This is a genomic window from Microbacterium sp. F1-18 (assembly GCF_052921305.1).
On record NZ_JBREVD010000003.1, the window covers coordinates 422472 to 448932 of the forward strand.

Annotated in this window: 26 protein-coding genes; 12 read left to right on the forward strand and 14 right to left on the reverse strand. The window is 70.5% G+C overall.

The genetic code is table 11. The features are described 5' to 3' along the window. Positions 1-27 precede the first annotated feature (27 nt). Both ACU6RU_RS10740 and ACU6RU_RS10745 read right to left on the reverse strand, forming a co-directional pair. Positions 28-276: a zf-HC2 domain-containing protein gene (locus ACU6RU_RS10740; protein WP_120264746.1), complete on the reverse strand. Its 249-nt coding sequence runs from the start codon at positions 274-276 to the stop codon at positions 28-30. Continuing rightward, positions 273-926 (reverse strand): sigma-70 family RNA polymerase sigma factor, encoded by a 654-nt coding sequence (locus ACU6RU_RS10745; RefSeq protein WP_120264745.1) that lies wholly within the window; start codon positions 924-926, stop codon positions 273-275. The genes ACU6RU_RS10740 and ACU6RU_RS10745 overlap by 4 nt, the downstream gene beginning before the upstream one ends. Before the next feature lie 67 nt (positions 927-993). Between ACU6RU_RS10745 and aroA the strand changes: the two genes are divergently transcribed. Genes aroA through bcp form a run of 3 tightly spaced genes read left to right on the forward strand, consistent with a single transcriptional unit; the run spans position 994 to position 3877 of the window. Then, positions 994-2337, forward strand: a complete 1344-nt coding sequence (gene aroA / locus ACU6RU_RS10750; RefSeq protein ID WP_120264744.1) for a 3-phosphoshikimate 1-carboxyvinyltransferase — start codon at positions 994-996, stop codon at positions 2335-2337. Further along, complete coding sequence (rsgA, locus tag ACU6RU_RS10755; RefSeq protein WP_120264743.1) at positions 2334-3413, forward strand: ribosome small subunit-dependent GTPase A; 1080 nt, start codon at positions 2334-2336, stop codon at positions 3411-3413. The genes aroA and rsgA overlap by 4 nt, the downstream gene beginning before the upstream one ends. Beyond that, a complete protein-coding gene (gene bcp, locus ACU6RU_RS10760) occupies positions 3410-3877 on the forward strand; it encodes a thioredoxin-dependent thiol peroxidase (protein WP_120264742.1) in 468 nt (155 codons plus the stop codon). The genes rsgA and bcp overlap by 4 nt, the downstream gene beginning before the upstream one ends. 53 nt (positions 3878-3930) lie before the next feature. Here bcp and ACU6RU_RS10765 read toward each other — a convergent pair whose 3' ends face one another. Then, positions 3931-4317 (reverse strand): histidine kinase, encoded by a 387-nt coding sequence (locus tag ACU6RU_RS10765; RefSeq protein ID WP_120264741.1) that lies wholly within the window; start codon positions 4315-4317, stop codon positions 3931-3933. Between the two features lie 221 nt (positions 4318-4538). Between ACU6RU_RS10765 and ACU6RU_RS10770 the strand changes: the two genes are divergently transcribed. Then, positions 4539-4787 carry a WhiB family transcriptional regulator gene (locus ACU6RU_RS10770; protein ID WP_023955350.1) on the forward strand — a complete coding sequence of 83 codons (249 nt, stop codon included), beginning with the start codon at positions 4539-4541 and terminating at the stop codon, positions 4785-4787. A 43-nt stretch (positions 4788-4830) separates the two neighbouring features. On the opposite strand, the gene ACU6RU_RS10775 is transcribed toward ACU6RU_RS10770, so the two are convergent. The 3 genes from ACU6RU_RS10775 to ACU6RU_RS10785 are packed head-to-tail and all read right to left on the reverse strand — an operon-like array spanning position 4831 to position 8186. Further along, entirely contained in the window at positions 4831-6324 is a 1494-nt protein-coding gene (locus ACU6RU_RS10775) for a sensor histidine kinase (protein ID WP_120265160.1), read from the reverse strand. A 9-nt stretch (positions 6325-6333) separates the two neighbouring features. Next, a complete protein-coding gene (locus ACU6RU_RS10780; RefSeq protein WP_446726524.1) occupies positions 6334-7560 on the reverse strand; it encodes a nucleotide-binding protein in 1227 nt (408 codons plus the stop codon). Further along, positions 7560-8186, reverse strand: coding sequence for an SAF domain-containing protein (locus ACU6RU_RS10785; RefSeq protein ID WP_289329997.1), 627 nt, complete (start codon positions 8184-8186; stop codon positions 7560-7562). Before ACU6RU_RS10785 ends, ACU6RU_RS10780 begins: the two co-directional genes overlap by 1 nt. 98 nt (positions 8187-8284) lie before the next feature. Here ACU6RU_RS10785 and ACU6RU_RS10790 point away from each other — a divergent pair, with 98 nt between their 5' ends. Continuing rightward, entirely contained in the window at positions 8285-8557 is a 273-nt protein-coding gene (locus ACU6RU_RS10790; protein WP_446726525.1) for a helix-turn-helix domain-containing protein, read from the forward strand. A gap of 4 nt (positions 8558-8561) precedes the next feature. Here ACU6RU_RS10790 and ACU6RU_RS10795 read toward each other — a convergent pair whose 3' ends face one another. Continuing rightward, complete coding sequence (locus tag ACU6RU_RS10795) at positions 8562-9143, reverse strand: hypothetical protein (protein ID WP_446726526.1); 582 nt, start codon at positions 9141-9143, stop codon at positions 8562-8564. Between the two features lie 131 nt (positions 9144-9274). Between ACU6RU_RS10795 and ACU6RU_RS10800 the strand changes: the two genes are divergently transcribed. After that, positions 9275-9715: an Rv3235 family protein gene (locus ACU6RU_RS10800; RefSeq protein ID WP_120264736.1), complete on the forward strand. Its 441-nt coding sequence runs from the start codon at positions 9275-9277 to the stop codon at positions 9713-9715. 25 nt (positions 9716-9740) lie between these two features. On the opposite strand, the gene ACU6RU_RS10805 is transcribed toward ACU6RU_RS10800, so the two are convergent. Continuing rightward, positions 9741-10964, reverse strand: coding sequence for a pyridoxal phosphate-dependent aminotransferase (locus ACU6RU_RS10805; protein WP_120264735.1), 1224 nt, complete (start codon positions 10962-10964; stop codon positions 9741-9743). A 60-nt stretch (positions 10965-11024) separates the two neighbouring features. Continuing rightward, positions 11025-13814, reverse strand: a complete 2790-nt coding sequence (secA, locus tag ACU6RU_RS10810; protein WP_120264734.1) for a preprotein translocase subunit SecA — start codon at positions 13812-13814, stop codon at positions 11025-11027. 160 nt (positions 13815-13974) lie between these two features. Between secA and ACU6RU_RS10815 the strand changes: the two genes are divergently transcribed. Continuing rightward, positions 13975-15300 (forward strand): hypothetical protein, encoded by a 1326-nt coding sequence (locus ACU6RU_RS10815; RefSeq protein WP_446726527.1) that lies wholly within the window; start codon positions 13975-13977, stop codon positions 15298-15300. 89 nt (positions 15301-15389) lie between these two features. Here the strand turns inward: ACU6RU_RS10815 and hpf are convergent, their stop codons facing one another. The 5 genes from hpf to mtrA form a co-directional block, all read right to left on the reverse strand. Then, a complete protein-coding gene (gene hpf, locus ACU6RU_RS10820; RefSeq protein WP_120264732.1) occupies positions 15390-16052 on the reverse strand; it encodes a ribosome hibernation-promoting factor, HPF/YfiA family in 663 nt (220 codons plus the stop codon). A 93-nt stretch (positions 16053-16145) separates the two neighbouring features. Further along, positions 16146-16811, reverse strand: coding sequence for a ComF family protein (locus ACU6RU_RS10825; RefSeq protein ID WP_446726528.1), 666 nt, complete (start codon positions 16809-16811; stop codon positions 16146-16148). Between the two features lie 88 nt (positions 16812-16899). Then, positions 16900-18576, reverse strand: coding sequence for an LpqB family beta-propeller domain-containing protein (locus ACU6RU_RS10830; protein ID WP_446726529.1), 1677 nt, complete (start codon positions 18574-18576; stop codon positions 16900-16902). After that, the gene (gene mtrB, locus ACU6RU_RS10835) at positions 18573-20243 is read right to left on the reverse strand and encodes an MtrAB system histidine kinase MtrB (RefSeq protein WP_120264729.1); all 1671 of its coding nucleotides are present in this window, start codon (positions 20241-20243) and stop codon (positions 18573-18575) included. The genes ACU6RU_RS10830 and mtrB overlap by 4 nt, the downstream gene beginning before the upstream one ends. 7 nt (positions 20244-20250) lie before the next feature. Next, entirely contained in the window at positions 20251-20931 is a 681-nt protein-coding gene (mtrA, locus tag ACU6RU_RS10840) for an MtrAB system response regulator MtrA (protein ID WP_120264728.1), read from the reverse strand. Between the two features lie 142 nt (positions 20932-21073). On the opposite strand from mtrA, the gene ACU6RU_RS10845 reads away from it, so the two are divergent. Genes ACU6RU_RS10845 through ACU6RU_RS10865 form a run of 5 tightly spaced genes read left to right on the forward strand, consistent with a single transcriptional unit; the run spans position 21074 to position 26452 of the window. Then, positions 21074-22372 carry a glycerophosphoryl diester phosphodiesterase membrane domain-containing protein gene (locus ACU6RU_RS10845; protein ID WP_446726530.1) on the forward strand — a complete coding sequence of 433 codons (1299 nt, stop codon included), beginning with the start codon at positions 21074-21076 and terminating at the stop codon, positions 22370-22372. Further along, complete coding sequence (locus ACU6RU_RS10850; RefSeq protein ID WP_120264726.1) at positions 22369-23001, forward strand: DUF4129 domain-containing protein; 633 nt, start codon at positions 22369-22371, stop codon at positions 22999-23001. The genes ACU6RU_RS10845 and ACU6RU_RS10850 overlap by 4 nt, the downstream gene beginning before the upstream one ends. 38 nt (positions 23002-23039) lie before the next feature. Beyond that, on the forward strand, positions 23040-24182 hold the full coding sequence (locus ACU6RU_RS10855) for a DUF4350 domain-containing protein (RefSeq protein ID WP_446726531.1): 1143 nt from the start codon (positions 23040-23042) through the stop codon (positions 24180-24182). Continuing rightward, on the forward strand, positions 24179-25144 hold the full coding sequence (locus ACU6RU_RS10860; protein WP_120264724.1) for an AAA family ATPase: 966 nt from the start codon (positions 24179-24181) through the stop codon (positions 25142-25144). The genes ACU6RU_RS10855 and ACU6RU_RS10860 overlap by 4 nt, the downstream gene beginning before the upstream one ends. A gap of 6 nt (positions 25145-25150) precedes the next feature. Further along, positions 25151-26452 carry a DUF58 domain-containing protein gene (locus ACU6RU_RS10865; protein ID WP_446726532.1) on the forward strand — a complete coding sequence of 434 codons (1302 nt, stop codon included), beginning with the start codon at positions 25151-25153 and terminating at the stop codon, positions 26450-26452. The last annotated feature ends 9 nt before the right edge of the window (positions 26453-26461 follow it).

The following is a 26461-nucleotide window of genomic DNA, read 5'->3' on the forward strand; positions in this document are numbered from 1 at the left end:
GTCAGCGGTAGAGCCACACGGGCGGACTCAGGCGTGCGCGGCCTCCTGGGCCTGCCGCAGCCGCGCCAGCACCTGGTCGCGGAGCTCCTCGGGAGCAGACTCCCGGCAGGCGCGGGCCACCACCTCGGTGAGCGTGCGCGAGACCAGGGCCTCGTCACGACATGCCGGGCACGATTCCAGGTGCTCGCGGATGTCGGAATGCTCGGTCTTGCAGACCTCGTTGCGCAGGTACTCTTCCAGATCGCGTCGCGCCTTCTCGCAGCCGCAGTCACTCATTTCTTGCTCCTCGTGGGGGGCGTCGCGATGCCCCGCTCTTTCGCGTAGTCGGCCAGCAGGTCACGCAGCAGTCGTCTGCCACGGTGCAGACGACTCATGACCGTGCCGATGGGGGTTTTCATGATGTCGGCGATCTCCTGGTAGGCGAATCCCTCGACGTCGGCGAGGTACACCGCCAGCCGGAAATCCTCGGGGATCGACTGCAGGGCATCCTTCACCGCGGATGCCGGCATGTGGTCGATCGCTTCGGCCTCGGCCGAGCGGCTGCTGGATGCGGTGGTCGATTCCGCTCCGCCCAGCTGCCAGTCCTCGAGGTCGTCGATGGTGCCCTGGTAGGGCTCCCGCTGCTTCTTGCGGTAGGTGTTGATGTACGTGTTCGTCAGGATCCGGTACAGCCACGCTTTGAGGTTCGTGCCCTGCGTGAACGACGACCACGAGGCGAACGCCTTGACGAACGTCTCCTGCACGAGATCCGCCGCGTCGGCGGGATTGCGCGTCATCCGCATGGCCGCGGCGTAAAGCTGGTCCATGAACGGGAGCGCCTGCTCCTCGAACTGCACGCTCGGATCGGTGACCGCTTGCTCTTCCATCAGCGGCCAGTCTACGTGGGCGTCCCACGGCACGACGGTGGGATCGGCGAGTGCGATCATGGACTCCCTTCCCTCGGTAGGACCAACGACCTCGACAGAACGAGGGCGTTCGATACTGTGGAAACCCATGAGCACAGCCGCGTATTCCCCCCGTCCCGCCGACATCGGCGCGCCGTGGCGCGCTCCCGTCGCCGATGCCCCTGTCCGAGCCGAGGTCGCCGTCCCCGGATCGAAGTCGATCACCAATCGTGAGCTGGTGCTGTCTGCCCTCGCCGAAACACCTTCGCGGCTCATCGCGCCCCTCCATTCCGACGACTCCGCGCGCATGATCGATGCGCTGCGCGCGCTCGGTGCTCACATCGAAGCGGTCCCCGGCGACGGACGGTTCGGTCCCGACCTCATCGTGACCCCGTTCGGCGAAAGCCCCGTCGACGCCGTCGTCGACTGCGGCCAGGCAGGCACCGTGATGCGCTTCGTCACGCCCCTGGCGGGCCTCGCCCGCGGGGAGGTCACCGTGACGGCGCACGAGAGCGCCCTGCACCGGCCCATGGCGGAGATGATCCGTAGCCTCCGCGAGCTCGGTGTCGACATCGACGACGGCGGCCGTTGGACCCTGCCGTTCCTCGTGCACGGGCATGGGCACGTGCGCGGCGGCGAGGTCACGATCGATGCGAGCGGGTCCAGCCAGTTCGTCTCGGGCCTGCTGCTGGCCGCGCCTCGCTTCGATGTGGGCCTCCGACTCGTGCACGACGGCCACCGCCTGCCGAGCCTGCCCCACATCGACATGACGGTCGAGTCACTCGGCCACCGCGGCGTCGTCGTCGAACGCCCGAACGAACGCGAGTGGCTCGTGCCGGCCGGTCCGCTGCGCGGCAAGGAGCTCACGATCGAGCCCGACCTCTCCAACGCGGCCCCGTTCCTCGCCGCGGCCGTCCTCACCGGCGGCCGTGTGACCGTGCCCCACTGGCCCGTGCACTCGACTCAGCCCGGTGCCCTGCTCGTCGACATCCTGACGGAGATGGGCGCTCGGGTGACGCGCCGCAGCGGCGTCCTCGCCGTCACCGGAACCGGTGAGATCCGCGGAGTCGACCTCGACCTCTCTGCCGCGAGCGAGCTGACACCGTCGCTCTTCGCGCTCGCGGCCTTCGCTGACTCGCCGAGCACGCTGCACGGGATCGGCCACATCCGTGGGCATGAGACCGACCGGATCGCTGCTCTGGTCGGCAACCTGCGAGCACTCGGAGGTTCGGCGGAGGAGCTCGAGGACGGCATCCGGATCACACCCGCGCCGCTGCGTGGCGGGCTCTGGCGAGCCCACCACGACCACCGCATGGCGACCGCGGGCGCGATCATCGGTCTTCGCGTGCCGGGGGTCGAGGTCGACGACATCGGCACCACCGCCAAGACGATGCCGGAGTTCCCCGAGCTGTGGGCCGAGATGCTCGCAGACAATGCGCGGGTCGACGGGTGAGCTGGCTCGGCGGCGACGACGACCTCGACGAGGAGTACGACGAGTCCGACATCCGGATGCGTCCGAACCCCAAAGCGAATCGGCCCCGCACGAAGCGCCGCCCCGCGCACAGCGATGCGCAGGTGGCGCGCGTCGTGGGTGTCGACCGCGGTCGGTACACGGTGCTCATCGACGAGGACGGCGACGACGAGCACACGACCCTGGCGGTGCGGGCTCGGGAGCTGCGGAAGCAGCCGATCGTCAGCGGTGACCGAGCACGCGTGGTCGGAGACGTGTCGGGCGACGAGGGCACTCTCGGACGCATCGTCGGCATCGAACCGCGCACGACGCTGCTGCGCCGCAGCGCCGACGACACCGATCAGGTCGAACGGATCGTCGTGGCGAACGCCGACCAGATGGTCATCGTCGTGGCGGCGGCCGACCCCGAGCCGCGCCCGCGGCTGGTCGACCGCTACCTCATCGCGGCCCTCGACGCCGGCATCCATCCGATGCTCGTCGTCACCAAGACCGACCTCGCCGACCCCTCGACGTTCCTCGCTCACTTCGAGGGGGTCGACGGCCTCGAAGTCCTCACGAGCGGACGCGGACGGATGCCGGTCGACGAACTCGGCGCGAAGCTCGTGGGTCATGCGACGGTGTTCGTCGGCCACTCGGGTGTCGGCAAGTCCACCCTCGTGAACGCGCTGGTGCCGACGGCTGCCCGGGCGACCGGGCACGTCAACGAGGTCACCGGACGCGGTCGCCACACATCGAGCTCCACCGTCTCGCTGCGCTACCGCGGACCTGAGGGCCGCGGTTGGGTCATCGACACGCCCGGCGTGCGGTCGTTCGGACTCGGGCACGTCGATCCCGCCAACATCCTCGCCGCTTTCACCGACCTCGCCGCCGTCGCCGAAGAATGCCCGCGTGGATGCACGCATCTTCCCGACGCACCCGACTGCGCGATCATCGAGGCTGTCGCGGCGGGCCGACTCGGCGAACGCGGACCGGCACGTCTCGACTCGCTGCAGCGCCTGCTCGGCACGTTCTCTGCCGGCGTCGACCCGGCCGTGCGGCGTTCTAGGCTGGAATCATGACGCGTCTGGAACCGGGCGATCCCGCCCCCGAATTCACCCTCGACGACCAGGACGGCTCGACGCTCTCGCTGTCGGACCTGCGCGGACGGCGCACGGTCGTCTTCTTCTATCCCGCCGCCATGACCCCCGGGTGCACGCGCGAGGCATGCGACTTCCGCGACAGCGTCGACTCCTTGCGCGCCGCAGGGATCGAGGTGATCGGGATCTCGCGCGACGACGAGGCCAAGCTCCGCCGCTTCCGTGAGCAGGAGCAGCTGACCTACCCGCTGCTGAGCGATCCCGACCACGCCGTGCACGAGGCGTACGGCGCGTGGGGCGAGAAGAAGAACTACGGCAAGACCGTCGAGGGCGTCATCCGATCGACCTTCGTCATCGACGCGGACGGTCGCATCGAGCACGCGCTCTACAACGTCAAGGCCACCGGCCACGTCGCGCGCGTGCGCGCCCTGCTCGGTCTGGACTGAAGCGCTCTCGTCGCCCGTCGCGGTGGCAGGACTCGCGGTGGCAGGACTCGGTGTCAGGATTCGCCGCGATCGCGCGCTGCGCGCCGCGTAGCGGCCACGAGCATCACGAAACCGACGATGCCCGGCACCGCGATGAGCACCGCCGTTCCCGGGTCGGCGTACTGGCCCGTGGCCGCACCGAGCGCGACGGCCAGGATCAGCAGCTGCGCGACGATGCCTCCCGAGCGGCCCCAGGAGATCCGTCGCCACACCGAGACCGCGAATGCGGCGAGCGCCACCGCCCCGACCGCCGTCAGCACGATCAGCGCCACGGAGCTCGGCACGTCGATCGTGTCGCCGCTCACGAGAGCGACGATCTCCCACCCGACGACCGCGAGGAGCGCCAGGGCCTCGGCCGCGAGCACGGCTCCCGCGAGGCGTTCGACAGCAGAGGAAGCCATGGCATCCGACCTTCGATCCAGGCCGCGCAATGCCGGTATTCACGGCCCGGCGGCGAGCAAATCCACAGTTCACCCTTGATTCATCTGTCCGGGCTATGGGACGATAGATCAAGCCGTGTGCTCCCACAGCGAAGTGGGGCGAGCATCCGCTCGCACACTTATCCAGGGTAACGGACTACCCGAGTCCGGCCCGACAGAATCACCACCCCAAGGAGCACCACATGGATTGGCGCGACAAGTCTGCCTGCCTGACCGTCGACCCCGAACTCTTCTTCCCCGTGGGCAACACCGGCCCCGCCGTCGACCAGATCGAGAAGGCGAAGGCGGTCTGCGCCCGTTGCACCGTCACGGAGATCTGCCTGCAGTACGCCCTCGAGACCGGCCAGGACTCGGGCGTCTGGGGAGGCCTCTCCGAGGATGAGCGCCGTGCGCTGAAGCGCCGCGCTGCGCGCGCACGTCGCGCCTCCTGAGCCGCGCCGCAGCCCTCCTGACCGCCGGACGCGCTCGTCGCACTCAGCCCGCGTCGCGCTCGATGTAACGCAGCGGGATGTCGATGGTCACCTCGGTGCCGCTCCCGACGAGCGTGTGCCAGTCGATCGTCCCGCTGAGTTCGCCCTGGATGAGCGTCCGGACGATCTGCGTTCCGAGGCCGCGCCCGACCTGACCCTCCGGCAACCCGCTGCCCGAATCGCGGACCTTGACCTCGAGGCGCTCCGCCGAACGCTCGGCGACGATCTCGACGTCACCCTCCGTGCCGGCGAGACCGTGCTCGACCGCGTTCGTCACGAGCTCGGTGAGAGCGAGCGCGAGTGGCGTGGCGTACTCGCTCGGCAGCGTTCCGAAACGGCCGGTCGATCGCGTCCGGGCGCGCGTGTTGGGCGCCGCCGCCACCTCGGCGACGAGCTTGAGGACGCGCGCGAAGACCTCGTCGAAATCGACGTTCTGCGCGAGCCCCTCCGAGAGGGTGTCGTGGACGACGGCGATGGCCGACACACGCCGCATCGCCTGGGTGAGAGCGTCGCGGGCTTCCTCGGAATGCGTGCGACGCGCCTGGATCCGCAGCAGCGACGCGACCGTCTGCAGGTTGTTCTTCACGCGGTGGTGGATCTCGCGGATCGTCGCATCCTTGGTGATGAGCTCCTGCTCCTGGTGCCGGATCTCGCTGACGTCGCGGCACAGCACGATGGCACCGATGCGCGTACCGTGGTCGCGCAGCGGAATGGTCCGCAGCGACACCGTCACCCCGCGTGCCTCGATGTCGGCCCGCCACGGGGCACGCCCGGCCATCACGATAGGCAGCGACTCGTCGAACTCGCGCTTGCTGGGGAGGATCGCGGTCGCGACCTCGATGAGTGGCTCACCCTCGAGCTCATCCTCGAAGCCCAGCCGATTGAAGGCCGACAGCGCGTTCGGGCTAGCGAAGGTCGTCATGCCATCGACGTCGAGCCGGATGAGTCCGTCCGATGCGCGCGGCGCGCCGCGCCGCGGGGCGGTCGGGGCGTTGAGGTCGGGGAAGTCCGACGACGCGACCATCCCGAACAGGTCGTCCGCGCAGTCGTTGAAAGTGATCTGCTGGCGCGACGGTGTGCGCGCCTCACCGAGATTCGTGTGCCGCGTGAGCACTCCGACGACGTGCGCCGGTCGCCCCTCCGCGGCCCGCTCCCGCACGATGGGGACCGCGCGCACGCGCGTGGGGGTCTCCTCGAACCAGTCGGGCGACGCGGAATCGACGATGCGCGCCTGGGTGAAGGCATCCTTCACCTGCGTGCGCCACTGCGGCCGCACCCGGTCGCCGACGATGTCTCGATAGAACAACGTCGCCGCTCCCCCGGGCCGCGTGTGCGCCACGGCGATGAACGAGTCGTCGGCCGTGGGCACCCAGATGACGATGTCGGCGAACGCGAGGTCGGCCAACAGCTGCCCGTCGCCCGCGAGGCGGTGGAGCCACTCGACGTCGGCGTCGGTGGAGAGTCCTTGAGCATGGACGAGATCGCTGAGGGTCGACACCATTCCAGACTAGGGGGCCGACCTCACTGGCGCCGCCCGCCCCGTCACACGCTGCCGCCGGAGCTGGGCGGGGGTGGACGGCGTCGGCGGGGCGATCGCCTCGCCGACGAACCGGCGAACTGCCGCGGGGAGCGGCCCCCGCCCGTTGCCCTCTCCGATGGGGCGCGCCGCGAGGAGTGCGGCGTCCGCGGCACGCGGGTCCCAGGGAACGAACCAGCATCGCTCGATGCCCGCGTATCGCTCGAAGCTGCGGCGGATCTGACCTCGTGGATCGATCCCGAGTGGCCCGCCGCGCAGTTTGTTGACCACGACATGCACCGGTACGGCCCCGACCGTCGCCCGCAGGTCGGGATACGTGCGCAGGAACCGGGAGAGTCCGACGGGGTCGGCAGCCGCGACGGCGACGACCAGATCGGCCGATTCGAGCGCCGCGAGCGTCGCCCCGTTGCGTCGCGGGCCATCGAGATCACTGACGATCTCTTCGTCGCGTTCGAGAGAGGCCGAGACATCGACGAACACATCGTCGACCCAATCACGACAGGTGTCGAGGGCGCGCATGACGCGGTCGAGCGCGAGCTCCGGCCAGCGTGTCGTGCGATTGATCCCCGTCAGGACCTCGACGGCACCGGCCGGCTCGGCGATACGGGTCAGCTCGGCCGGGGTCAGCTCGCCCCGAGATACCCGTCGGCAGGCCGCCGCGAGCCCTGGCCCCTCATCGGCGATGCCCAGTGCGATGGCAACCGACGGAGCATGGGTGTCCGCGTCGGCGAGCGCGACGCGGCGCCCATCCCGAGCCGTCTCCCGGGCGAGCTCGATCGCGAGCGTCGTGCGCCCCGGCGCACCGGCCGCGCCCCACACGACGATCACCCGGCCTCGCGATCGGCCGCGCGGTCGCGGAGACGGGAGGGCGGTCACGGCATCCAGGGCATCCACGTCGGCATCGACGACCGCGACACCGAGGACCTCCGCGAACCGGCGCTCGGAAGGATCCCGAGCCCAGGCGACGATCCGCGTCGCCGCGCGATCGCACAGCTCGACGACCTCGCGGGTGAGCCAGGCCCGGGATGCAGCGAGCACCACGACATCCGCCTCGGCCAGGGCCTCGGTCGCACCTGAGCCCTCGAGCGCTACGCCGACCATCACGTCGGGGGCGAGCACCGCGACCTCCGTATGGCCGCCGGCACGCAGTCGTTCGACGAAAGGCCCGGCATCCGGGATCGCGACCACGACGCGCATCAGCGGTCCCCGCCCGCAGCGGGAATCACGGAGAGGGCGTCTCCCGCGCCGATCGCGGCAAGCAGGGCGCCGACATCCGCCCGGGGCACGACCAACTCGACGGCGGCGGAGCGCTGCTGCGCGACGAGGCCGTCACTGCTCTGCAGGGCTCGCACCGTCGCGTCCGCGACGAGGATGCGGGGGTCGGCGAACACACCGCGCTCGCGCTCAGCTGCGCTCCACACCTCCACCCGGGTTCCCGCCGAGACCGAGCCCGGCACGGCGTTCGTCGTCTGCACGACGATCGTCGTCGCAGCCAGCTGATCGGGCGACGCCACAGCGCCGCGCGGCACCAGCTCGCCCGCGGGTATCGTCCGGGCGGCGACGGCTCCGGGCGCGAGCGTGCCCGGAGCCGCGTAGATCTCGTCGGCCGCCCCGAGTGCCACCTCCACGACGCGCAGATCGGCCGCCTCGATGGGCTCGCCGACGACGATCGTGCGTGCTGCGCTGAGAACGGTCGAGGTCTGGCGGGCAGCCGACACGACCGACCACACGCCGGCGATGGAGATCAGCACCAGCACGATGCCGACGATGACGCGTGCGTCGGCGCGGCGGAGGCGTCTGCGGAGTGACGTGCGTACGACCATGCCACCATCGTGGGCGAACCGACGCGCGGACGTTCTCGGTTCTCCACAGGGGTGTCAAGGGCACGACGCGGCGGCGTGAGCGTGCCGATAATGGACGCATGCCCGCCACGCCCGACAGTGCGCGCTTCCTCACCCCGTCCCAGGTCGCAGAGATGCTGCAGATCGAGGTCGACGAGGTGATCGCGCTCGTCCACGAGGGCCGGCTGGTCGGAGCGAAGGTGGGAACTCCGTCTCGGTGGCGGATCGAGTCGGAGAGCGTCGAAGACTACCTCGACGCCCAGGTCGAAGATGCTCGTAGAGCGGCGCTGTGGCAGCAATCGCAGATCGCGAGCTTTCCCGAGCTGTGGGGTCGGCGGCGCCGAAGCGATTGATCCCTCACCCGTTTCCGCCGTCGAGATGCACGGTCTGCAGCGCCGGATAGGCGATCATGCGATGACCCGTGACGGCGCTCGTCCGCCGGTGCTCCCCCGCACCGTGGAGCGCGAGATCGAGGTGGTCCGCGCCGGCGCGGTCGATGGTGCCCGTCCAGGTCGCGTTCCCCGCAACCGCGATGCGGACGCCGACGCGACGACGCGCGAGGTCGCGCAGGACGAACCCGAGTGTCATGCGTTCCGCGAGCGCCGGGCGGCGTCCGGACGGACGGGCGCTGCGGAGCAGGTCGGATTCCGCAGCGGCGACCGAGGCCACTGCCGCGAGCGGCACGACTGCGGCGCGCAGCCCGGCGGCGCTCTCGATGCCGAGCCAGTCGGCACCGGCTCCCGTCACACGTCCGCGCACAGCATCGGCGGCGACGACATCGATCGCGACCTCGGTGCCGACCAGCTCGGCGACGCGTTCACGCAGCGTGAGCCGAGAGAGGCGCAACCGCTCGGCCTCGGTGTCGAGCGCCGCCCGCTCGGCCTCCCATTCGGAGTCCAGCTGGTGTTCGAGATCCTCGAAGAAGCGCTGCCATCGCACGCGACGAGGCTATCGGCGGCATAGCGGGCCGGGGTGAGTTGTCCACAGGTTGGAGGATTCTCATCCGGCCAGATTCGGCGGTGTGTTGTACTCGTCGGCGTTGGCAGAGCCGAGGGAGGGAGGTGCGCACGATGACGTCCGTGAACGCCGACGAGCCGCGTCGATACCCGCGTATCGGGTCGTCGCTCGACATCGCCGAGTTCTTCGCGGCGCAGCCGACGCCGACGTCGGATCTCCCCGATCCCGAGCCGTTGGCACGCAACCTGACCCGGGGTGTGCTCGAGGTGCTCGCCGGAGTACGCGAGGTCGAGCAGCTCGCGCGGTGGCTGAGCGAGGACGCCTTCCGCGTGCTCGTGACGCGCGCGAACCTCGCGGCGCGGGCGCGCAGCGCACGGCAGGTGACGCCGGCGCGGCCGGTCTACTCGATCGTCTCGGTGCGGACGTGCGAGCCGGCGGACGGGGTCGTCGAGGGCACGGTGGTCGTCACCACCCCGCACCGGACGCGCGCCGTCGCACTCCGACTCGAGGGGCTCGACGGCCGGTGGCGTGCGACGTCGCTCGCCCTGCTGTGATCGGCGCCCGCGTGCCCTCCCCGCATCACTGCTTGTAGGACGAGAGGAAGTTGCCCAGCCGCTCGATCGCCTCGGTCAGGACCCGCGCCTCGGGCAGCGTGACGATGCGCAGGTGATCGGGGTCCGGCCAGTTGAAGCCGGTGCCCTGCACGAGCAGCACATGCTCCGCGACGAGGAAGTCGTAGACGAGCTTGCCGTCGTCGTGGATGTCATACACCTCGGGGTCAAGGCGGGGGAAGGCGTACAGCGCTCCCTCGGGCTTGTGGCACGTGACGCCCGGAATGCTCTCCAGGCCCTGCCACGCGGCATCCCGCTGCTCGTGCAACCTCCCCGTCGGTGCGATGAGCGCCTCGATCGACTGCACACCCGACAGCGCCGCCTGCACCGCGAACTGTGCCGGCACGTTCGGGCACAGACGCGTCGAGGCGAGCAACTGGATGCCTTCGAGGAAGCCCTTCGCGTGCGCCTTCGGGCCGGTGATGACGAGCCAGCCCGACCGGTATCCGGCCACGCGGTACGTCTTGGAGAGCCCATTGAAGGTCAGGCAGAGCAGATCGGGAGCGAGCGTCGCCAGCGGGATGTGGCTCGCCTCGTCGTAGAGGATCCGGTCGTAGATCTCATCCGAGAGCAGCAGCAGCGAGTGCTCGCGCGCGATCTGGACGATGCCCTCGAGCACCTCCCGGCTGTACACAGCACCGGTGGGGTTGTTCGGGTTGATGACGACGATGGCCTTCGTCTGCGGAGTCACCTTCGAGCGGATGTCCTCGAGGTCGGGCTCCCAGCCCTGGCTCGCATCGCACAGGTAGTGAACGGGCTTACCTCCCCCGAGGCTCGTCATCGCCGTCCACAGTGGATAGTCCGGCGCGGGGATGAGCACTTCGTCGCCCTCATCGAGCAGCGCCTGCATCGTCATCGTGATCAACTCGGAAACGCCGTTGCCGAGGTAGACGTCATCGGGGTCGACGTGAGGGAACCCCGGAACCTCCTCATAGCGCGACACGACGGCGCGCCTCGCGGACAGGATGCCGCGACTGTCGCTGTATCCGTGCGCGTTGGGCACCGACTCGATCATGTCTCGCACGATCTGGAAGGGCGCCTCGAACCCGAAGATCGCGGGGTTGCCGGTGTTCAGCTTGAGCACCCGGTGCCCGTCGGCCTCGAGTCGGTCGGCCTCGGCCAGGGCGCTGCCACGGATCTCGTAGAGGACGTCCTTGAGCTTCGATGACTGATCGAGGGTACGGCGGTTCATCCGATCAGGATATCCGGGGGTCGAGCGGGCCGATCGACGAAGCGTGGCCCGCTCGCCGGATCACTTCTTCTTGCCTGCGGCGCGGCGCGCCGCGCGGTTGCCCGCATCGGCGGCATCCTCGCTCGCGGCCGTCTTCTGCCCGAACGCGCCGCGCGGGCCATCGGCGGGCGCATCCTGCTCGGCCGCGTGCTGACGCGCCTTCGCCGTCGCCGTCTTCTGCACCTGGCCGCGGTCGTTGCGCACCTCGACCTCGCCCGATCCGGTGTCACTCGGCGCCGAGTACTCGAGCTTCTGCGTCTCGACGGGCGTCGGGGCGAGCCCCTTGGCGTCGACATCGCCGCTCTCGGCCGAGCGCACCTCGACCTCGAGGTTGTAGAGGAAGCCGACCGACTCCTCCTTGATCTGGCTCATCATCGACTGGAACATCTCGTACCCCTCGCGCTGGTACTCGATGAGCGGGTCGCGCTGAGCCATCGCACGCAGGCCGATGCCGTCCTTGAGGTAGTCCATCTCGTAGAGGTGGTCACGCCAGCGGCGGTCGAGCACCTGCAGCACCACGCGACGCTCGAGCTCGCGCATCGCGGGCTCACCGAGCGCCTCCTCGCGGTTCTGGTAGGCGATCTTGGCGTCGGAGAGCAGCTCGCGCTTGAGCACCTCGGGCGTGATGCGGCCCTTGTTCCCCGCCTCCGCCACGACCTCGTCGATCGTGACGCCCACGGGGTAGAGCGTCTTCAGCTCGGTCCAGAGGGCGTCGAAGTCCCAGCTCTCGGTGTGACCGGACGAGGTGTGGTCGTCGATCACCGCGCTGATGGCGTCTTCGATGAAGTGCTGCACACGCTCGGAGAGGTCGTCGCCGTGGAGCACCTGGCGGCGGTCGGTGTAGATCGCCTCGCGCTGGCGGTTGAGCACGTCGTCGTACTTGAGGACGTTCTTGCGGATCTCGGCGTTGCGCGCCTCGACCTGAGCCTGCGCGCTCTTGATCGCGCGCGAGACCATCGACGACTCGATCGCGACGTCTTCGGGGAAGTTCGTGCGAGCGAGGATCGCCTCGGCCGCGCCCGACTGGAACAGGCGCATGAGGTCGTCGGTCAGCGACAGGTAGAAGCGGCTCTCACCGGGGTCGCCCTGGCGGCCCGAACGACCGCGCAGCTGATTGTCGATGCGGCGCGACTCGTGACGCTCGGTGCCGAGCACGTACAGGCCGCCGGCCGCGACGACCTTCTCGGCCTCCTCGGCGACGGTAGCCCGCACCGACGTGAAGACCTCGTCCCACGCCGCCTCGTACTCCTCCGGCGTCTCGACCGGATCGAGACCGCGCGACTTCATCTCCTGCACGGCGAGGAACTCGGCGTTGCCGCCGAGCATGACGTCGGTGCCACGGCCGGCCATGTTCGTCGCGACCGTCACCGCCCCCAGACGACCGGCCCGGGCGACGACCTCGGCCTCACGCGCGTGGTTCTTGGCGTTGAGGACCTCGTGCTTGACGCCCTTCTTGGCCAGCAGCCGCGACAGGTACTCGCTCTTCTCGACGCTCGTCGTTCCCACGAGCACGGGCTGACCGCTGGCGTGCCGCTCGACGATGTCCTCGACGACCTGCGCGAACTTCGCCGTCTCGTTCTTGTAGACGAGGTCGGGCTGGTCCTTGCGGATCATCGGCTTGTTCGTGGGGATCGGCACGACACCGAGCTTGTAGGTCGACATGAACTCGGCCGCCTCGGTCTCGGCGGTACCGGTCATACCCGACAGCTTGTCGTACAAGCGGAAGTAGTTCTGAAGCGTGACGGTGGCGAGGGTCTGGTTCTCGGCCTTGACCGGAACGCCCTCCTTCGCCTCGATGGCCTGGTGGATGCCCTCGTTGTAGCGGCGCCCGACGAGGATGCGGCCGGTGTGCTCGTCGACGATCATGACCTCGTCGTTCATCACGACGTAATCGGTGTCGCGCTTGAACAGGGCGCGCGCCTTGATCGAGTTGTTGAGGAACGAGATGAGCGGGGTGTTCGCCGATTCGTAGAGGTTGTCGATGCCGAGGTAGTCCTCGACCTTCTCGATACCGGGCTCGAGAACGCCGACGGTGCGCTTCTTCTCGTCGACCTCGTAGTCGACACCGGGCTCGAGCGTCGTGGCGACGCGGGCGAACTCCACGAACCACCGGTTGGCCTCGCCCGACGACGGGCCCGAGATGATGAGCGGGGTGCGTGCCTCGTCGATGAGGATCGAGTCGACCTCGTCGACGACGGCGAAGAAGTGACCGCGCTGAACCAGGTCTTCACGGCGCCACGCCATGTTGTCGCGCAGGTAGTCGAAGCCGAACTCGTTGTTGGTGCCGTACGTGATGTCGGCCGCGTACTGCTCGCGGCGGACGTCGGGGGTCTGCCCGGAGACGATCGTGCCGGTCGTCATGCCCAGCGCCCGGTACACGCGCCCCATGAGCTCGGACTGGTACGAGGCGAGGTAGTCGTTGACCGTGATGACGTGCACGCCCTGGCCAGCGATCGCGTTCAGGTAAGCCGCGAAGGTCGCCGTCAGCGTCTTTCCCTCACCGGTCTTCATCTCGGCGATGTTGCCCAGGTGGAGCGCCGCGCCACCCATGACCTGAACGTCGTAGGGACGCTGACCGAGCGTGCGCTTGGCAGCTTCGCGCACGGCTGCGAACGCCTCGGGCATCAGACGGTCGAGGGTCTCGCCGGCTTCGTGGCGCGCACGGAGCTCGGCGGTCTCGTTCCGCAGCTCCTCGTCGGTGAGGCGGGCGTAGTCCTCTTCGAGCGCGCCCACGGCCTTGACGATCTGCTGCAGGCGGCGCAGCACACGGCCCTCACCGGCGCGGAGCAGTTTCTCGAGAGGGTTGGCCACAGCGGATCTCCATCTGTCGGGTGCGCCGACGCCACGTCGGCCGCGCCCGCGCGTACGCACGGGCATATGGAGCCATGTTATCGGGCCGTGACCTTGGCGTCGCCTGCGAGAGACGACGACATCCCCTCCCGTGCGGACCGGCGAGACCTAGGATCAGAACATGGCCGGATTCTGGGGCAGACGCAAGCAAGAACAGCAGAAGGTCTCCGACGCGGATGCGAGCCTCGCGCGCGAGGCCGACATCGCCCTCGTCGGGGCGGACGAGCGTCTGCGCGTCACGAGCGATGAGATGGTTTTCGCCGAGGCCGAGCTGGGCGAGGAAGCGACCGCTCCCTTGCGCGAGGCGATCACCGCCGTGCGTCATCACCTGGGCGAGGCGTTCCACCTCAAGCAGCTCAATCACGACGAGATCCCCGACACCCCCGAAGAGGTGCGCACGCGTAACGCGCGCATCGTGCAGCTGTGCGAATGGGCGCAGGATCTGCTCGACGACCGCACGTCGACATTATCGGAGGCGATCGAGCGGGCGCGGCGCGCGCCGGAGATCCTCGCCGGCATCCGGGCCGATGTCACGACGCTGCGCGAGCGAATCGAGCCCGCACGCGCCGTCATCGAGCGCGTCTCGGGGCGCTACCACCCCGACGCGCTCAACCGCATCAGCGGCAACGCCGACGAGGCGGCGGGGCTGCTCGAGTTCGCCGAGCACGGAGCGGATGTCGCCGAGCGCCGCCGTTCCGCGGGCGAGCGCGGACCCGCGAACATCGCGCTCGAGACGGCGACCGAGGCCGTGCGCCGCGCCCGCACCCTCCTCGATGCCGTCGACGACTTCGAGGTCGAAGCGCTGCGCGCCCAGTCGACGCTCGCCGATGTCGTGGCCGACTCGCGTGACGACCTCGTGACGGCACGGACCGCGCCGCAGACCCCCGCGGTCACGACCGCGATGGCAGAGCTCCAGCAGGCGCTGACCCGCATCAGCCCCGCCGGATCGAAGGGCGATCCGTTCGCCGAGCTCTCGATGCTCCGCAAGAAGAACGCCGCCCTCGATGTCGCCGTGGACACCGCTCGAGAGCGCGCCGCCCGACCGGTGCCGCCCGAGAGCCACGTGCGGCATGCCATCGACGACGCCGACCGGCAGCTCTCGGTCGCGCGAAGCGTCATCGCCGGTCACCGCGGCTGGATCGGCGCGGACGCGCGCACCCGGCTCGCCGAGGCCGAGAGTCTGCGCCTCGGCCTCGCACCTGTCGGCCCCATCGCCGAGGACGACCGCGAGAAAGCCCTCGCCGATGCTCGGCGATGCGCCGCTCTCGCGGGTGAAGCCCTCCACCTGGCCCAGCGCGACATCGACGGCTCGCGCCCCAACGACGGTTGGGGCGGCCCGGGCGGCTACGGCGGCGGCTGGGGCGGCCGCGGCAACGGCGGCAACATGGTCGGCGGCATCCTGGGCGGTCTCGTGATCGGCAGCATGCTCGACGGCATGTTCGACTGAACGCCGGCGGGACCGAGCACCGGCGGCTTCGGGCGACATACGACGGGGGCGGATGCCGCGATGGCACCCGCCCCGTCGTCGTCCTCAGGTCAGGACGCCAGCTCGGCCTCGGGCGGAGCTGCGGCGGTCAGCGAGATGACGCCGTAATCCCACCCCTTTCGGCGGTACACCACGCTCGGGTGGTCGGTGCGGGCGTTGATGAACAGGAAGAAGTCGTGCCCGACCAGCTCCATCCGGTCGACGGCCTCTTCGACGGTCATCCATTCAGCACCGAATTCCTTGGTGCGGATGACGACGGGCGTGTAGTCGTCTTCTTCGGCGGAGTCTCCGATGACGGGGACCTCGCCGGTCGCGACAGCTCGAAGGACCTCGACCGATGCGGGCTCCACGTCGATGCCCTCGAGAGCACCCGTGCCCTTGTCGAGCTTGGCTCCCCGCGGGTGGTTGCGCGCGTCGACGCGCTTGTCCTTCGCGCGGCGCACCTGCTCGACGAGCTTGTCGACCGCGAGGTCGAGCGCGACGAACTTGTCGCCGTCCGTGGCCTCGGCCCGGACGATCGGTCCTTTTCCGGTGAGGGTCAGTTCGACGGTTTCGTCATCCATGCGCCCGTTGCGGTACGCGTGATGAGTGACCTTGATGTCGAGGCGCTGCGCACGAGGTGCGAGCGTCTCGATGCGACTGGACTTCTCTTCAGCCACCGTGCGGAAGCGATCCGTGATCCCGACTCCCACGCCGACGATGCTGGTTTCCATCCTGACCTCCTTGCTCCGGTCCGCCCGGTTCAAGGGCGGACCTTCGTTCGCCTTGGTCTCCCCCACGCTAGTGCGGCGAGGGCGCGTTGTCACTCATGAACCGCCGGGAATATCTTCAGCGGCCACCCGAAGCGGCGTGTCGGCCAGGACGATGGCACCGACGACCCGCAGACCGGCACCGCCGAGCGCGTTCTGCGCCGCGCGCAGGGTGGCCCCCGTGGTCATGACGTCGTCGACGATGACGACGGGGCCGGTACCCGGCCGCGCGACGAACGCTCCGGCGACGTTGCGCTGCCGCTCCGCGCGGCCGAGCAGACGCTGGTCGGCGACGCTGCCGCGCGCACGGAGCCACCGCGCAACGCGCGCGTCGCACCGCCGAGCGAGCATCTCCGGCACTGCGTACCCTCTGCGCCGCAGCGCCGGCCGCGACGGCGGGACCGGCACGAGCACGGCATCGCCCCACCCCGCCTCTCGGACGAGCCCTGCCATCAGCCGGCCGAGCGGGCGGCCGAGGCCGGTGCGGCCATCCTCCTTGAGGGCGCGGATGACGCGGGCGGCCACGCCCTCGTACCGCGCGACGCTCCAGACTTCGAGGCCGTCGGTGTCGCATCGGCGCGGGCGCGGGAACTCCGAGACGCACGTCGCGCAAAGGGGGCGGCCGGGTGCATCGCATCCGGCGCACCAGACGGGAAGGATGAGGTCGAGCGCGTCGGCGAGGTGTTCTCGCCAGCGCTCACGGCGGGGGGCGGTGGACGACACGAGCCCATGGTCTCGCCGGACTCCGGCCGAGACCGCCGCGAGTCCCGCCGCGGGGGAGGAGAACGCCTGCGTCGTCGCCGGGGAGAAGTCAGCGGGGCGAGCCCTGCTGCGACGCGAGGACTCGGATGCCGCCCGCCACCGTCGGCCAGGCCTGCCCCTTCTGCGCATAGAGCACGCCCTCCCCGTCGAGGAGACGCACGGCTCGCAGCTGGTTCGTCGCCGCGATCGTGACGGGGCCGAGCGGTGCCGTGAGCTCCTCCCCGAACCCGCCGACCGACTGCGAGATGACGACGTCGGCGTCGCCGTCCTCGGCGAGGACCGCGATCGTCGACCCGTCGACCCAGCTCGCGTCGATTCCGGTGCCCGGGAGCTGCGCCACCGTCTCACGGTCACCGAGACCGGCGGGAGCGCCGTCGTCGTCGCGGAGGATGCCGGCGATCCACAGGGCCGGGCGCGAGCCGTCGCGCACGAGCGCGGCGATGCGGGTGCCGTCTCGCGACACCTCGATGCTCGAGATCTGCGACGCACCCGGCCATGCGTTCGCGATCGAGACGACCGTGCCGTCCGCACCCGTCGCCGTGAGACCCGAGGGCGCGCCGGCAGGCACGCTCCAGATGAAGCCCTGCGGATCGATCGTGGGATCGATGAGCCCTGCTCGTTCGTCGACGACTTCGAAGGTCGCGTCATCGCGCACCCGCACGACGGCGCCGGAGGATGTGCGGACGGCGGCCGCGCTGCGATCCGCCCCCACCTGGATCGATTCCGGATCGAGGTCGGGGATGACGTCGGACAAGCCCGGCAGCGGCTCGATCTCGGAGCCGGAGAGGAAGCCGAAGGCGTCCTCGGTCAGCACGGCGGGCCGCACATCGACACGGATGGGCCGGACGTCCACGGCCTGAGCGGCGACCGGCTCGCCATCGACAGACATCTGGGCACCGCGGATGCCGGCCGACTGCAGGCTCGCGTCGAGCTGCGCCTGCATCCGGTTGCGGGTCTCGGGCACGATCGCCAGCGCTGACTGCGACAGCGGCACCTGGGCCACTCCCCCCTCGAGCGGAACCGCGCGCGTCGCGAGCTCGAGGCTCTCGGGGAACGCCGAGTAGACCGCGCCGGACAGCCAGGGGCTCGGGTCGCCGTCGATCAGTGCCTCCGTGATGTGCGTCGCCGCGTTCGTCGCGGGGAACCAGCGACGGTCGGGCACGAGGTAGGACCACGACCGGTCGAAGTACATCACGGAGTACTCGCGGAAGACCGCCTGGAACCGTGCCCGGTCGAGCACGACACCGTCGGGGGCGTCCGAGATCCGCCATTCGCCGTCCACCTCGACGAGGGTGAAGTCCAGCGGCATAGACCCGCCATCGGTCACCGACAGCGCCCCGGTGGCATCGACGGCGGCCTCGGGTGTGATCGAGACGGTGACCGTCCCGTCACCGGCGACGGTGAACACCCGCTCGCCGGGAAGGTCGATCGTGGCGCGGGCGGTCGGCTGCCACGATGACCGGAATTCGGGGGCGAGGAACTGCCGAGCCGTCCCCCAGTCGTCGCGGGGCCCAGAGCCTGCCGCGAGGAATCCCGCCACGATCTGCTGCGGCGTCGCTCCCGGCGGCGGATCGTCGGGAAGGAAGGAGAAGTCGACCGCGCCGGCCTCTTGATCGATCGGAGCCCCCGCGACGACGGGGCCCGAGGTCGGCAGCCCCGTGCAGGCGGTCAGCAGGACGGCGAACAGCATCCCGACGACGGCGACGACCGGGCGAAGACGCTTCACGACGAGCCTTTCGCGGGACGGGGCAGGGAGATCGGCTGGGTCAGCCCCAGATCGTCGAAGGGTACGCCATCCTCCCCGGGATCGACCGGGAGCGGCGAGTGACCGTCGAGGGGCTCGCTGCGACGCGGAATCGTGAGCACGAAGTTCGTCCCCCGACCCAGTTCGGACCACACTGCGAGGGTGCCGCCGTGCAACCGGGCGTCGCCGAGGGCGATCGACAGTCCGAGGCCGGTGCCGCCGATGGTGCGTTTGCGGGAGGGATCGGCGCGCCAGAAGCGATCGAACACGCGCTCGGTGTCGGCCGGCCGCATCCCGAGGCCGTAGTCGCGCACCCCGATCGCCACCGCGCGGGCATCGCTGTCCACGCTCACCACGATCGGTCTGCCCTCGCCGTGCTCGATCGCGTTGCCGAGCAGGTTGCGGACGATCCGGCGCACGCGTCGCGGGTCCATCTCCACGGGCGAGTATCCGCCCGGGGCGACGAGGCGCACATCGCTCCCGTGCTGCTCGGCGAGCTGAGCCATCGAGGCGATGACGTCTTCGGCGAGCTGCGTCATGCTCGTCGGCTCGCTCTCCAGCTGAACCGAGCCCGCGTCGTAGCGACTGATCTCGAGCAGATCGGTCAGCAGCACCTCGAACCGGTGCACCTGGTCGTGCAGCAGCTCGGCCGCGCGGGCCGCCACCGGATCGAAGTCCTCGCGTCGATCGTTGAGCATGTCGGAGGCGAGACGGATCGTGGTCAGCGGGGTTCGCAGCTCGTGCGAGACATCCGACACGAATCGCTGCTGCACCTGCGACAGCTCGGCGAGCTCCTTGATCTGCGCCTCGATGCTGTCGGCCATCGCGTTGAACGACCGTCCGAGGGTCGCGAACTCGTCCTCGCCGCGCACCTGCAGTCGTACGGCGAGATCTCCCGCCGCGAGCCGCGAACTGCTCTCGGCGGCCTGCGCGATCGGCTCGGTGACCGAGCGCAGCACGATCCACGAGATCGCGCCGATGAGGACGACCAGTCCGACGCCGACGATCCACAGGGTGATCTGGACGAACCCGAGGGTCTGCGCCTCGCCCGCCAGGTCGTAGCCGAGGTACAGCTCGTACGCCCCCACCTCGGGTAGGACGATCTGCTGCCCCACCACGATGCCGGGCACCTGACCGCCCCCGGATGCGGCGAAGCCGACGGGCTGCCACCACTGCAGCTCGTCGTCGCTCTGCACCTGCGCGCGCAGCTCGTCGCTGATGCGGTCGGCGGGAAGGCCGGCCGAGTCGAAATCCTGGGGCGCGATGGCCGACGGCTCCGATGAGATCCGGAACGCCGCGATGCGGTCGGTCGACGACTGCCGCTGGATGGAGGTGCGCACACTTTCCATGAGGTTGTCGACGGCCACGACGTCGCCCCCGACCTCAGCGGCATCCAGCGTCGCCTGGGCCGACTGCGTCGCGCGCTGAGCCTCGGCGAGCAGCTGCGAGGTGCGCGACTCGAAGAGGTCGTTCTGGATCGCCAGCGACATCCACACCAGCGCCACGGTGATCGTCAGCGCGGTGGCGCCGAGCGTGATCGCGACCGTGCGGAATCGCAGCGATCGCCGCCACGTGCGGGCGAGTCGACGCCCCCACGACCGCCAGCCGTGCGTCGCCACCGTCGCCGTCGTGACGGTGCGGATAGGCATCGGATCGTCAGATGACGGCGCCGGCGCGATAGCCGACGCCGCGGACGGTCGTCACGATGCGCGGGTTGTCGGGATCGATCTCGACCTTCGCCCGCAGCCGCTGCACGTGCACGTTCACCAGACGCGTGTCGGCCTTGTAGTGATAGCCCCAGACCTGCTCGAGCAGCATCTCGCGCGAGAACACCTGCTGCGGCTTCGAGGCGAGCGCGACGAGCAGCTCGAACTCGAGGGGCGTCAACGCGATCACGTCGGTGCCGCGCCGGACTTCGTGGCCCTCGACGTCGACGACGAGGTCGCCGATGCGCAGCGATTCCGACGCCGACGCTACCGCGGGACGCAACCGCGTCCGGATACGGGCGACCAGTTCTTTGGGGTTGAACGGCTTGACGATGTAGTCGTCGGCTCCCGACTCGAGGCCGCGCACGACGTCCGCGGTGTCGGTGCGCGCGGTCAGCATGATGATCGGCACGCCGGACTCGGCCCGCACCTGGGTGCAGATCTCTATGCCGTCCACACCGGGGAGCATGAGGTCGAGCAGGATCAGATCGGGCTTCTCGGTGCGCCAGGTCTCGACGGCCGCCGCGCCATCGGCGCAGAACACGGTGTCGAACCCCTCGGTGCGCAGCACGATGCCGATCATCTCCGCCAGGGCGGTGTCGTCATCGACCACCAGGATGCGAGAAGTCATGGGCGGCGTTCGTCTTTCGGCTCGGGCTCGCGCGCGACGTGCGCGTACTCACCGTACCCGACCCGCGCGCCGTCGACTCCGGATGCTGCGCGCTCGTGTGACACGATGGGTTCGACCGAGCCGACTGTTCCAGGAGTGCATCGTGACGTCATACCCCGCGTGGACGCCGGCGCCGCGTCCCGGCATCATCCCGCTTCAGCCGCTCTCATTCGGGGTGATCCTGGGACGCTCGTTCTCGGCATTGCGCCAGAATCCGAAGGTCCTGCTGGGCTTCGCCCTGGTCGTGCAGACCGTCGCGATCCTGGTGGCGACCGCGGGGATCGTCGCGGTCGGTTTCGCGACCTTCGGCAGGCTCGCGTCGCTGCGGCCCGGTACCGAGGAGTTCGAGACCGTCCTGGCCGGCTCGATCGCGATCAGCGGGGCGACGGCGCTCGTGCTGTCTCTGGCCTCGGGGGCGCTCGGCGTCCTCGTCCAAGGCGTCGTGGTCAGCGAGGTCGCGCACGCTGTCGTCGCCGAGAAGCACACCCTCGGGGCACTGTGGCGTCGCGTGAAGCCCGTGGCGTGGCGGCTGATCGGATACTCCGCCCTGGTCTTCCTCATCGTCGCGGTCGTCGTCGGCATCCTCGCCGCCGGGATCGTGGGGCTCGCGGTGAGCGTCGGCCCCGCGGCGATCATCCTGGCCGTCGTCCTGGGCCTGTCGGCGATCCCGCTGAGCCTCTGGCTGAGCACGAAGCTTCTGCTGGTGCCCTCGGTCATCGTCCTCGAGCAGGCGACCGTCTTCGGCGCCATCGCTCGATCGTGGCGACTCACCCGGGGTCGGTTCTGGCCGACGCTCGGCATCATCGTCATCATCTCGATGAGTTTCGGGGTCCTGGCCCAGGTCGTCAGCGTGCCGTTCTCGTTCGTCACGATGGGGCTCACCTCGGTCATCACCCCCACCGGCGACCCCGAGCCCGGCCAGATCATCGCGCTGCTGGTCGGCACGCTCCTGGCGCAGGCCTTCGTGACCCTCATCCAGACCATCGCCGTGATCGTGCAGTCGACCGCGGGAGCGCTCGTGTACATCGACTGCCGTATGCGGCGCGAAGGACTCGACCTCGACCTGTCGTCGTACGTCGACCAGCGCGATGCCGGCGTCGCCGCCCCCGACCCTTATCGCCGCAACGTCGGTCGCACGCTGGACGGCCGCTGGCAGCAGCCGACGTACGCCGGTGCGCAGCCGGGCTACGGCTATGCACCGGTGCCCGGATATGCGCCGCAGCCCGGCTATCCCCCGCCGCCGGCGTCGCAGCCCGGATATCAGCCGGTTCAGCCCGCGCCGCCCGCATCCCCCGAGCCGCCCCCCTCCGCGCAACCGGGCCCGGGCGCGGAGACGCCCGCCGCATCCGCTGATCGCCCGTCATCGACCGACTGGACCGCTCCGGGCGCTGACCGCGCATGAGATTCATCGGCACACCGGTCGCCCCCGACCCCGACGAAGCCCGTCGGTGGGCGGAGGCGGAGCTGTCGAAGGCCGCCTACCAAGAGGCGGAGCCGACGCCCATCGACCGTTTCGCACGCGGCGTCGTCGAGTTCCTCGGGGCCCTGTTCAGCGGGCAGGTCCCCGCGACGCTCGGGCCGTGGCTCGCCGTCGGGGCGATCGTGGTCCTTCTGCTGCTCGTCGGCGTGGCGATCCTGATCTGGGGGCGGCCGCGGACGGTCGTGCGTTCGCGCGCGAGCGTGTCCCTCTTCGGCGAGGACGAGACGCGCAGCGCCGCCCAGCTGCGTGCCGACGCAGAGGATGCCGCGAGCCGCGGCGCGTGGGACGAGGCGATCGTCCTGCGCGTGCGGGCCCTCGCGCGCGGGCTCGCGGAGCGCACGATCGTCGACCCGGCTCCCGGTACGACGGTGCACCGCTTCGCCGCCGACGCAGGACGCATCTTCCCGGCGGAGAGCGACGATCTCGACCGGGCAGCCCGGGTCTTCGACGACGTGCGGTACTTGCGGCGGCCCGGAACCGCCGCGGCATACGCCTCCGTGCGCGCTCTCGACGAGCGTCTCGCGACGGCACGAGCGCAGGTGCCGGTATGAGCGTCACAGCGGCGACGGTGGCGCCTGCGCCTGGGGCTGTGCGACGGCGATCCCGGGCGGTGCTCGGCTGGGCGGGTGTGGCAGCCGGCCTCCTCGTCGCGGGCATCGCGGTCGCAGCCGTCGCGGGTATCAACACGATGCCCGCACAGGGGCTCCTCGACCCGGATGCAGCCGGCCCCGAAGGATCGCGCGCCCTGACCGCGCTGCTGCGCGACCGCGGCGTCGAGGTCACGGTCGCACGCGATCGAGCGGCGGCTCTGCAGGCTCTCGAGGGCAACGGCGCGACGCTCGCGATCGCCGACACCGCACCCCTCGACGACGACGACATCCTGGAGCTGCGCGATGCCGCCGCCGGTGTCGTCCTGCTCGAGCCGCGAACGCGCGATCTGCGCCTGTTGCTGGGAGACGCACGCAGCGCCGGGTTCACGGACGGCTCGACCGTCGAGCCCGACTGCGACCTGCCCGCCGCCGACATCAGCGGCCCCGTCAGCCCGGGCGAGGTGTTCACCGGCGAGGGGGTGGACCACGCCTGCTACCCCGCCGCATCGGGCTACGGGCTCGTCGCCTCCGTCGATGACGCGGCGAGCGTCGTCGCTGTGGACGCCACGGCTCTGCTGGTCAACCAGCGACTGGCGGACGAGGGCAACGCCGCGCTCGGGCTGAACCTGTTGGGCGCGACCGGCGCCGTCGTCTGGTACCTGCCGTCGATCGGCGACGGCTCCATCACCGCGGCCCCGTCGCTGGGCGAGCTCACGCCCGCGTGGGTGACTCCGGCGATCCTGCTCCTGCTCGGTTCGGTCGTCGCCGCAGCCGTCTGGCGCGGCCGCCGCTTCGGCCCGCTCGTGGCGGAGAACCTGCCGGTGACCGTCCGCGCGTCGGAGACCACCGAGGGCCGAGCGCGCCTGTACGCGGCATCAGCCGACCCCGTGCACGCGCTCGACCAGCTGCGGCGCGAGGCGCTCCGCCGCATCGCCCGGTCGCTGGGGCTCGGCTCAGCCGACGCCGGCGCCATCGCCGATGCCGCCGCGAGCCGCATCGGTGACGACCGCACGCGCGTCCGCGGCATCCTTCTCGACGACCTCCCCCGAAACGACCGCGAACTCGTCGACGCCGCCGACCGTCTGCGCGACGTCGAAGCAGCAGTCCTCCGATCCGTCCGCCCCGAAAGGAACACCCCATGAGCGAGACCGCACCCGGCGACCTCCGCGAAGCGATGAACCGCGTCCGGCTCGAGGTCGGCAAGGCCGTCGTCGGGCAGGACGGAGCCGTCACCGGCCTCCTCATCGCGCTCCTCGGCCGCGGGCACGTGCTGCTCGAAGGCGTGCCCGGCGTCGCGAAGACGCTGCTCGTGCGTACCTTCAGCCGAGCCGTCGGCCTCGACACCACCCGCATCCAATTCACTCCCGACCTCATGCCGGGCGACGTCACCGGGTCACTGGTCTACGACGCGCGCACCGGTGAGTTCGAGTTCCGTTCCGGCCCGGTCTTCACCAACGTGCTGCTCGCCGATGAGATCAATCGGACGCCGCCGAAGACGCAGGCCGCCCTGCTCGAGGCGATGGAGGAGCGTCAGGTTTCGGCCGACGGCGTCTCGCGCCCCCTCCCCGACCCGTTCCTCGTCGCCGCGACGCAGAACCCCGTCGAGCACGAAGGCACCTACACCCTTCCCGAGGCGCAGCTCGACCGCTTCCTGCTCAAGCTCGTCATCGACCTCCCCGCGCGCGACGACGAGATCTCGGTGCTGCGCCGGCACGCCGACGGCTTCCGGCCCGGGTCGCTCGAGACCGCGGGCGTTTCGGCCGTCGTCACGGCAGCCGAGATCCGCGCCGCTCAACAGGCCGCCGCCGCGGTGGAGGTTTCCGACGACGTCCTCGGGTACGTCGTGGACCTCGCGCGGGCGACCCGGCAGTCCCCCTCGGTGCAGCTCGGGGCGAGCCCGCGCGCCGCGACCGCGCTGCTCGCCGCCGCCAAGGCGTGGGCGTGGCTCGGCGGGTACCCGGCGATCACGCCTGACCATGTCCAGACCATGCTCGTGCCCGCCTGGCGTCATCGGCTGCAGCTTCGCCCGGACGCCGAGATCGAGGGGGTCTCGCCCGACACGATCCTCACCTCGGTGCTGCAGCAGACGCGCGTCCCGATCTGAGTCGCCGTGTACCTCTCCGGCTTGTTCGTGCTGCTCGTCGCCCTCGGCGTCGTGCCCGTCGTCCTCGCCCCCTCCGCGGGGATCGACGCGGCGTGGACGGCGCTCGCATGGGCCGCGCTGTGCCTCGTCCTCGCCATCGTCGATACCGTGCTGGCCGGCCCGCTGCGCGACATCGAGATCGAGCGGCGCATCCCCTCCCGGGCGCGGGCGGGCGAACGCGTCGAGACGAGCCTCCTGCTGCGAAACCGCGGACCCCGCCGCATCCGCGGCGATCTTCGCGACGGCTGGCAGCCGACCGCCGGTGCCGGCGAGGCCCGCGCCACCATCGACATCCCCACCGGTGAGCGCAGATCCGTCGCGATGCCACTGCTGCCCCGACGTCGCGGCGAGCTGCGCTCGGCCTTCATCGCGGTGCGCAGTCGCGGCCCGATGGGGCTCGCGGGACGGCAGCGCGTGATCGCCGCGCCGGGGGCGTTGCGGGTGCTGCCGCCGTTCGCCTCGCGCCGGCACCTGCCGTCGCGCCTCGCCCGCCTACGGGAGCTCGACGGCAACACGAGCGTTCAGGTACGCGGGCGCGGAACCGAGTTCGACAGCCTCCGCGAGTACGTGCGGGGCGACGACGTCCGCTCCATCGATTGGCGTGCGACCGCCCGAGCGGGGACGACCATGCTGCGCACCTGGCGCCCGGAACGCGATCGTCACGTCGTGATCGTCATCGACACCGGCCGCACGAGCGCGTCACGCGTGGGCGACGGTGTCCGTCTGGATGCAGCGATGGAGTCGGCGCTGCTGCTGAGCGCTCTCGCCGCACGTGCGGGCGACCACGTCCACCTGCTCATGTTCGACCGAGCTCGGCGCGCGCGGGTCACGGGCATCGACGGTCCACGGCTGCTGCCCGCCCTCGTGGACGCGATGGCGCCGGTCGAGCCGACACTCATCGACACCGACTGGAACGCCGTACTCACGGAGGTGCGCGCGCTGACGTCGCGCCCCTCGCTCGTGGTGCTGCTGACCGCGCAAGACGCCCCCGACGCCGCCCGGGGCTTCCTCGGAGCTCTGCCGTCGGTGACCGAGCGCACGACCGTGCTCGTCGGCTCGGCGCAGGACGCCCCGGAGCCGGCACCGGCCGAGCGCCTCGCCGAAGACGTCTACCGTGAGGCGGCGATCGCTCACGCCACGCGTGACGCCGAACTGGTCGCCGGCGCGATCCGCCGTGCCGGAGGCGAAGCCCTCAGCGCGACCCCGGAGGCCCTCCCGCCCGCGGTTGCCGACCATTACCTCGCACTGAAGGCCGCGGGCCGCCTCTGAGCGGTGCCC